Below are 7,778 nucleotides of genomic sequence, written 5' to 3' on the forward strand. Positions count from 1 at the left end.
CAATGCCGTAGGTGACCGACTGACAAAGTCCGGGGAACAATGGTCAGGGTCACTCGGAGAGCAAAATGCCATCGCCGCCCGTATCGCAAAGGTCGAGGTTCGCACCAAGCACTTGGCTGTGACCCTCAAGACGATCGAACCCATGCTAACTCATGACCATGAACTGGCTCGACACGACGATGCCGGCACCACGCAAGGCGAGGTCATCCTGATTCCCTGGACCAAGCCGCCGATGCGCAGGTTCCGAGATGTGATCCAACCCGCATCCGCTTCTCTCCGGCGAACACGACCGATCCGCGCCGAGCGTCGCGCCGGCCTGATCCGTGCCATTGCACGCGGCCGGCAATGGCTGGACGAGATCGTCTTTGGACGAGCAACTATCCAAGAGATTGCGGTCGGGCAAAAGTGCAGCGTGCGGCAAATCAATCTGACGCTGTCGATGGCTTTCCTCGCCCCGTCACTGGTCAAGGCGGCGGTCGAAGGTCGCCTGCCTCGTGGCATCGGCATCGCAGAACTCCGCGATGCGCCGCCCGAATGGTCGAAACAGTACGTGAAACTCGGATTGCCCACTTTTTGAAAACAAGGTCGAGGTTTCTATTCGATCCGCATCGTCCCGTGGCCACGTCACGCGCCGGAGTCTATGCGGCGTCCGGCAGGCAGACCTTTGTTCTGAGCTGAACGGAATCCTGCCAGGAACGGGAATTTTCTGACCAGAGACAGCGGCCGAAACCGGCCACATCCACGAGCGGAGACCGCCATCTACAAAACTAGTGTTAGAAAACCCCGCCAACCGCGGGCTTTTCCCGTCAGTCTCCATACAATGGCAGAACAGCAGACTGGGTGGTGGCGGACGTAGTCCGGTACGAACCAGTCTCAAGTCCGATTTCCCTAATAACAGGGAAAAATACAGGGAAAACGGCGTTTTCTTGCTGTGAGCGGCTTGGGGCAGGTCCGTAATATAGGTTTTTCGGGGCTTTTGGAAAATTTTCCCTAGTTAGCTTATCAGGGAAAACTTTGATGCTACCAGGGAAGCTCCTCTGCTTAAATCAGGACCAACAAAATCGAAAATGATCTCTGATGAGAGAGACCACGCAGAATGCCTTTGCTGCTAGATTGCAGGGCGGAATCCATAGAGGGCGTCCTTGCTGAATTTCGACGACGCGGCATCGTATCCGAAGATGCTGAGATCATCCTATCAGTCGGAGCCTACCATGCCGCCGATCGCCGACTGGTGCTATCTGCCGCCGCTTCAATGAAGCATGGCGATGAGGTATTTGTGATACCTCTGGTTTCGTTCAAGGATTTTCAGGCGTCGTTGATCGACGGCACTCCGATGGCTCAAACGGAGATTTTGGCACTCGATGGTGCTCAGATCTTCCTTGACGGATCCGTGAAATTATCCCCGCAAGAGGGCTTGCCGGAGGGTTTGGTTCTCAAGAATATTCGCCTGCGAAAGTCGGGGCCCAGCTATCGCTGGTCAGAATTTGACAGCTACGTCGTAGAATTGGCCCTCGAGGGCCTTCCGCACCGTATATTCCGAGAGTTCGCGCCTGGCATTCTACCTCTTGCAGTTCTTGATTTTGCGAAAGTTTCAACGGTCAAAATCCAGAAACTCAAAAACCTACTCAATCGCTTGGAAGATCGTCTGCGAGAGATATGGGAGGGCAACGATCTGACAGCCGAAGGCCGCGTCGCTTTCAGAAAATGGCAGGGTCGATGCAGCCTTAGACAGGCGATCACCCGTACTCTGAGAGAGTCAGGAATGAGACCTTCTCGAGAACAGGGTTATGGTCGGCGTTCTCAATAGCAGGCCTGAAGTGATGAGTGCGCGGTTCTACGCCCTCTTCCAATGAGCAGCCGTGCGATTTGCCGCTTGTCAGTGGCTGACTCTGCGGAACTCGGCCAGAGTTCCGTAGTCTAACCGCCTATCCAACCCTTAGTAATTGATCCGCGTTTAGCGGAGCAAAAGAGTCATGCGGAAACGAAAGATCATAGCCGACATCCTCCCTTTTCAACATCCGGCCATAACTCATGCCGCTTTAAGCGACTTAAAACTTCCAGATCTCAGGTTGAGAACTCACAACCGTGAGTCTCGCCGAAAGTTGGCCGCAATTCTGCGGACCGTTGGATTTATCGATCCGGTCGTCGTCGATGAAAACAACAATGTTTTAGCCGGAATCCTGCGTTGCGAGGTGGCTGGCGAGCTCGGGCTGGAAACGGTCCCGATCCTCCAGATCTATCATCTCAACGAGATTGAGAAACGAACCTACATTCTGGCCGCCAATCGTCTCGCGGAAGATGCCGGCTGGGACCGGGATCTCCTTGCCATCGAACTCGGCCAACTCGCGATTGCCTTGCCAGAAGCGGGAATTGAACTCGAGACGACGGGATTTAGCATCAATGACCTCGATCAGATCATTTCTGATCGGAGCGACCCCTCTCCTGACCCGCTCGAGCCCGAACTACCGGGCGCCGGACGGCCGGTAACGCGACCGGGCGACCTCTGGATTTGCAATAGAAGCCGGGTGCACTGCGCCGACGCGCTGCAGCCAGCGAGCTATGTAACGCTGATGGCTGGACACCGTGCCACCATGACGTTCACCGATCCCCCATACAATGTCTCGATCCGTAAACACGCTCGTGGGTTGGGACGCAGCAAACATCGAGAATTTGCTGTCGCGTCGGGTGGACTGTCGGATGCCGAGTTCTTGCGGTTTCTTCAAACCATCTTCGACCTCATTGTCAGCGTGAGCATTGATGGCAGCATCGTTTTCTCATGCATTGACTGGGCTCACGTGCGGATCATGCTTGACGCAGGTACAAATGTATTCTCGGAGCTTAAGAATATCTGCGTTTGGGTCAAGTCGAACGGTGGAATGGGTACGTTCTACCGCTCCCGTCACGAATTAGTATGCGCTTTCAAAGTCGGCACCGCGCCACACATTAATACGTTTGAGCTTGGCCAATATGGGCGTGCCCGAACCAATGTTTGGGAATATACTGGATTAAACGCCTTTAAGTCCGGCCGTGACGACGAATTGGCCATGCATCCGACTGTAAAGCCGGTTCGCATGATCGCCGATGCGATGCTCGACTGCTCAAAACCTCAGTCCATCGTTCTCGACCCGTTTCTAGGGTCCGGTTCGACCCTTCTGGCCGGCGAAATGGTCGGCCGGCACGTCTACGGCCTCGAGATCGATGCTGAATATATCGACGTCTCGATTCGCCGCTGGCAAGCCTTTACCCACCGCGACGCCATTCTGGAATCGACCGGCCAAACGTTCGAGGAGGTCGAAGCAGAACGCAATTCTCCTATCACACAGCCTCCTAAAAAGATCCCAGCGTCGCGTCCGGGGGCCTGCCATGGCTAATCGCCATCGATCCGGAAAATATGCGGTGGGCAAGGGACGACCTCCTGTCGCGACACAGTTCAAGCCAGGCCAGAGCGGAAATCCCAAGGGCCGGCCGAAGGGCTCGAAAAATTCTCAAAGTCTGGCAAAGGCGGAGCTCAACCGGAAGGTTGTGGTCACCGTCAATGGCCGAAAAAAATCGATGACGGTGGCCGAAATTGCCTCGCGCAGGCTCGGTGACAAAGCCATGGCCGGGGATGCCAAGGCCTTCAGCTTCTTGATCGCAGTTGCAGGCGTAGGCCACGGCTCTGACGAACTACTCGCCGATCGGATCACAACGCCTGAGCAGGACCAGGCCATTCTGGCCGACTACTTCAGCCGAAACGGGTACACGAAATGAAAAAACGGGAACCTCGAAAGACGATACGCCACACGAATCGACCAGTTCGGAAAAGGGCGTCACGCGCCAAACCCAGCGTTGTTGATGCTCTTGTGGCAGCGGCGCGCGACGACCTGGTCACGTTCGCTCAGCTTTGCTTCTATATTCTAAAGCCGACCACGCAGCTCTTGATGAACTGGCATATCAAGGCGATTGCGCATCAACTCGAGCGTATCAGGCTCGGTCAGCAAAAGCGGCTCATTGTGGCAGTACCGCCCCGACACCTCAAATCAATCATCACGTCGGTCGCCTATCCAGCATTCATACTTGGCCAAGACCCCTCGAAAACAATCATCGTCGCAAGCTATGCGGCAGACCTCGCGATCAAGCATGGCAACGATTTCCGCGCCATCATCCAGTCAGACATGTATCGAAAAGTCTTTCCCAACGTTCATATCGCAAAAAATACCGAGAGCGAAGTCACGACCACCGCGGGCGGGTGCCGGATTGCAACATCGGTGGACGGTCCCATTACCGGCCGTGGCTGCGATATCGCTATCATTGACGACCCCTTGAAGCCCGGCGAAGCATTGTCAGATGCCCGGCGTGAACGTGTCAACGACTGGTACTATCAAACGTTCCTGTCGCGGTTGGACGACCCTCGCAATGCGGCCATCGTCCTTGTCATGCAACGACTGCACGAGAACGATCTCGCCGGCACGCTTTTGCGATCGTCTGAAGAATGGTTTTACTTGAAGTTGCCGGCAATCGCGGCCTGCGATGAGACCATCGTTGTTGGATCAAGTCAGATCTACGAGCGTCGGGAGGGCGAAGCGCTTCATGCGGGGCGCATGCCACTGGATGAGCTTGAAAAGCGCCGAGAAGAAGTCGGAACTGACACCTGGCAAGCTCAATACCAACAAGAGCCGGTGCCTCCAGGCGGCTATATGATCAGGCGCACCTGGGTCCAGCGCTATGACGTACCGCCGCCACGGACCTCTCGTTCACGCGTCATTCAAAGCATCGATACCGCGATAAAGGCCGGCCCCCTCAACGACTACTCCGTCATAACGACCTGGCAAATCGAGGACCATCGCTATTACTTGATAGACGTTGCGAGAAAACGCCTGGAATATCCGTATCTCAAGGCGTTCGTATGGGAACAGATGGAAAAACACCGGCCAAATGAAATCCTGATCGAGGACGCCGGCACCGGCTGGGCGCTGATTCACGAACTCAAATTGACGCGATATAATGTTATTGGTGTACGGCCCGAAGGTGACAAACGCACCAGAGCACAGATCGTGGCAGCAAAATTTGAAAGCGGAAAGATTTTTCTGCCTTTGTCAGCTCCGTGGCTAGCGGAGCTTGAGGCAGAATTGTTCTCCTTCCCCCAATCGCGCCATGACGATCAGGTCGACAGCATCTCTCAGGCGCTCGCCTATGAAAGCACGGGATACGACACCACCATGAGATGGGCCAGATACCTTTGACGACGATAACTCGCGGACATCGTCCGCGAGCCTCGCCCTAACGAGGTGGCTCAGACCGAATCGTATTTTGGAAACGCGCGCTGCAGCCGATCAATGGTGGTGCGCCATTCCGGAATCTTGGGTGCGCAGACGGTGTTGCGGTTGCTGAATAAGCCGCTCTCGTTGATGGCCTTGTCTTCCGGCACGGTCTCGGCCCATTCGATGGCGACAAAGTGCTCCATCTTCTCAGGATCATCCGGCAGCTGGTGTGAAGCCAGGACATCGGAGACCGGCACCTGTTTGCCATCGACGCTGACGCGGAACTCGGTTTGGGGAGTGGAGAATCCGCTCACCCGGCCGACGCCGACATAACCGGTGCGGGGAATCTTGACCCAGACCCGATCGCCGGGCTTGAGCAGTTTCAGCGTGTTCGAATACCATGTTCCACCACCTGCACTGATGAAGCCGTACTTGACCGCCTCCTCCCAGGAACGGCCCTCCCCTCCAAATGAGACATAATACTCGCCATTCCAGGGCCCTGACGGCGATTTTGAGGTGGTCGCACTGGCGGCCTGTGACTCCACGGGATCGCGGAGCCAGGCCCGGCTGAGCAGTTTCTCCACCCCACACTCAAAGACTTTGAAGCAGAGCACATTGATGGCGACCGAGCGCTTGCTGAGATAAGCGACGATCCGCTCGGAAGCGGCGTCCAGCGCGGCCGCCACAATGACGATCTGGTGCTGGTAAGGGAAAACCTCGGTATCGAGGCTCACACCAAATCTGGCTTCAAAATCCTTGGCAAGATCTGCACCCTTCTTGAACCGGGCATAGATCCGGGCCACGGCCTCCGCATCCAGTGCCTCGACCCAGGTGGCATAATCGATCGCCTGGGCGACCACCTCACGTGGCGAGCGGCCACGCTTGAGTTCGATCAGGATCAGGGAGCTATCTGGCGCGATCGCCAAAAGATCGACCCGGCCGCCAAAGCCGGTCTCTTCCTGCTGGCCGATGATCATCCACTGGTCGGAGACGATTTCGGGTTTTGCGACGATCATGTCCTCCAGCTGCCGTTCCGAGGCGAGCCGGGCTTCAGAAAGGCGCTCGGGCGACGGACCGACCCGCCAAATGCGCTGACTGACCAACATGTGTAACCTCCGTGGCTTGAGTGACCATGGCTACAAGCATTTGCTTCGCTGCGCGCCTGTATCCACTCCAAAGCGAGGTAGTCAGCTCAGAACAGCAGGTCAGAGTTAATATTATCCTATTTTGGGATAATCCCGTCTCAGGATCAGCTTCTCCGGGCGATGACAGCTTCCGCCCGCGGGATCGGCAAGACCGTTCACTCCTCAGACCAGGCCGCCTTCTGCGCCCTGATGGTGGCTGCCCGCAAGGAGGCTGGCCTGACCCAGCACGAGCTGGCGCGCCGGCTGAAGCGTCCCCAGTCCTTTGTCGCCAAATACGAGGGCGGCGAGCGCCGCATCGACGTGGTCGAGTTCGTGACGATCGTACGCGCCATTGGCACCGATCCCGTCAAGCTGCTGCGGGATCTGATAGTTGGAAAGCCGCCGGGCAAGCCTCGCCGCGCGTCGGCGAAATAGCTCACCCTCGTATTCGGGGCCCCTGCGATCACATCGTGATCCAATGTCGCTGATCTTCGCCACAAGATTATCCAGTTTTCGCTCGACTTCCAGCGGCAGCAGAGCGGTAGTAGGTCCAATTTTTAGGGAGGGCCCCGATGGAGCACGCCAGCATTGAACCGGCAATCAAACTCATCATTGCCGAGGTCCATAACAAGCTGAGCGAAGCGGCACGAATTGCCAAGGCCGCCGAGGCCTGTGCCATGCTGGCAGCATCACCGAGGGTATCGAAGTCTCCGTACCCGCGTCTCGACCAATGCCGGGCTCGATCAGGAATTCAACTCGCTCGATGCCCAGTATGATGCGTCGGAGGCCTATTCCCGCGGCAGCAGAGGGTCCTATCAGTACAAAACGGGAGTAACCCATGGACCGTGACACGCTCGATCGGACAATCACAACGTTGCTTGACGAGATTCATTCTCACCTGAGTGAGGCGACCCGGATCGCCAAAGCCGCGCAGGCCTGTGCCAACGCGGGCAGCGTCACCGAGGGTATCGAGGTCTCCATGGATATCGAGCAACTGATCCACGAGGCCGGAAGGCTCCATGACGCAATTTCGCTGCTCGACGGCATGCGGCGGGAATCAACTTAGCCGTGATGCACCGACTTCATGGGCTGCGACACCCCGTCGTTCCGTAACCACACGAAGGTCATCAGCGGGGGTTCGATGCGGCGAACAAAACGACGCTCAGACAGAGAGAACGACTCAACTCGTCAGTTGATGGCAACGATGACGTGCGCGGCGTCGAAAAGGGCGAAGGCAGACTTCCCCCGCGACAAGCCAAGCGACTTGGCGCTGTGCGAGGTGATGCTTGACGTAAGCGTCTTGCCGCCGCCGATGTCGAGGACGACCTCCGCGCTTACATCCGACGTCTCGCATCGATTGACGGTTCCCCGGACGCAATTGCGCGCGGACGTCTTCGGCGCTGTCTTGCCGGTC

General features: G+C 56.9%; 8 protein-coding genes and 1 pseudogene. 7 read left to right on the forward strand and 2 right to left on the reverse strand.

The window, feature by feature from the left end; translation table 11 throughout:
- From BGO16_RS04530 to terL, 5 genes and pseudogenes are all read left to right on the forward strand, one after another.
- Positions 1-577: pseudogene (locus BGO16_RS04530) on the forward strand (recombinase family protein); the annotation flags it as partial.
- Positions 578-1,096: 519 nt separating this feature from the next.
- Positions 1,097-1,807: a hypothetical protein gene (locus tag BGO16_RS04535; RefSeq protein WP_292617403.1), complete on the forward strand. Its 711-nt coding sequence runs from the start codon at positions 1,097-1,099 to the stop codon at positions 1,805-1,807.
- Between the two features lie 166 nt (positions 1,808-1,973).
- Positions 1,974-3,371, forward strand: a complete 1,398-nt coding sequence (locus BGO16_RS04540) for a DNA methyltransferase (RefSeq protein ID WP_363091449.1) — start codon at positions 1,974-1,976, stop codon at positions 3,369-3,371.
- The gene (locus tag BGO16_RS04545) at positions 3,364-3,750 is read left to right on the forward strand and encodes a DUF5681 domain-containing protein (protein ID WP_292617405.1); all 387 of its coding nucleotides are present in this window, start codon (positions 3,364-3,366) and stop codon (positions 3,748-3,750) included. Before BGO16_RS04540 ends, BGO16_RS04545 begins: the two co-directional genes overlap by 8 nt.
- Before the next feature lie 92 nt (positions 3,751-3,842).
- Positions 3,843-5,222, forward strand: coding sequence for a phage terminase large subunit (gene terL, locus BGO16_RS04550; RefSeq protein WP_292617406.1), 1,380 nt, complete (start codon positions 3,843-3,845; stop codon positions 5,220-5,222).
- Positions 5,223-5,272: 50 nt separating this feature from the next.
- Here the strand turns inward: terL and BGO16_RS04555 are convergent, their stop codons facing one another.
- Positions 5,273-6,343, reverse strand: coding sequence for a hypothetical protein (locus BGO16_RS04555; RefSeq protein WP_292617407.1), 1,071 nt, complete (start codon positions 6,341-6,343; stop codon positions 5,273-5,275).
- Between the two features lie 162 nt (positions 6,344-6,505).
- Between BGO16_RS04555 and BGO16_RS04560 the strand changes: the two genes are divergently transcribed.
- On the forward strand, positions 6,506-6,799 hold the full coding sequence (locus BGO16_RS04560; protein ID WP_292617408.1) for a helix-turn-helix transcriptional regulator: 294 nt from the start codon (positions 6,506-6,508) through the stop codon (positions 6,797-6,799).
- A 403-nt stretch (positions 6,800-7,202) separates the two neighbouring features.
- Positions 7,203-7,430, forward strand: coding sequence for a hypothetical protein (locus BGO16_RS04565; protein ID WP_292617409.1), 228 nt, complete (start codon positions 7,203-7,205; stop codon positions 7,428-7,430).
- Between the two features lie 122 nt (positions 7,431-7,552).
- Here the strand turns inward: BGO16_RS04565 and BGO16_RS04570 are convergent.
- A partial coding sequence (locus tag BGO16_RS04570) for a TOBE domain-containing protein (protein WP_292617410.1) occupies positions 7,553-7,778 on the reverse strand: 226 nt, incomplete at its 5' end.

The sequence above is a fragment of the Nitrobacter sp. 62-23 genome (assembly GCF_001897285.1).
GTDB lineage: Bacteria > Pseudomonadota > Alphaproteobacteria > Rhizobiales > Xanthobacteraceae > Nitrobacter.

Excerpts from the sequence above, each read along its gene's own strand:
- BGO16_RS04565 (WP_292617409.1), top strand. The coding sequence starts at position 7,203 with ATGGACCGTGACACGCTCGATCGGACAATCACAACGTTGCTTGACGAG.
- BGO16_RS04540 (WP_363091449.1), top strand. The coding sequence starts at position 1,974 with ATGCGGAAACGAAAGATCATAGCCGACATCCTCCCTTTTCAACATCCG.
- BGO16_RS04535 (WP_292617403.1), top strand. The coding sequence starts at position 1,097 with ATGCCTTTGCTGCTAGATTGCAGGGCGGAATCCATAGAGGGCGTCCTT.
- BGO16_RS04560 (WP_292617408.1), top strand. The coding sequence starts at position 6,506 with ATGACAGCTTCCGCCCGCGGGATCGGCAAGACCGTTCACTCCTCAGAC.
- BGO16_RS04545 (WP_292617405.1), top strand. The coding sequence starts at position 3,364 with ATGGCTAATCGCCATCGATCCGGAAAATATGCGGTGGGCAAGGGACGA.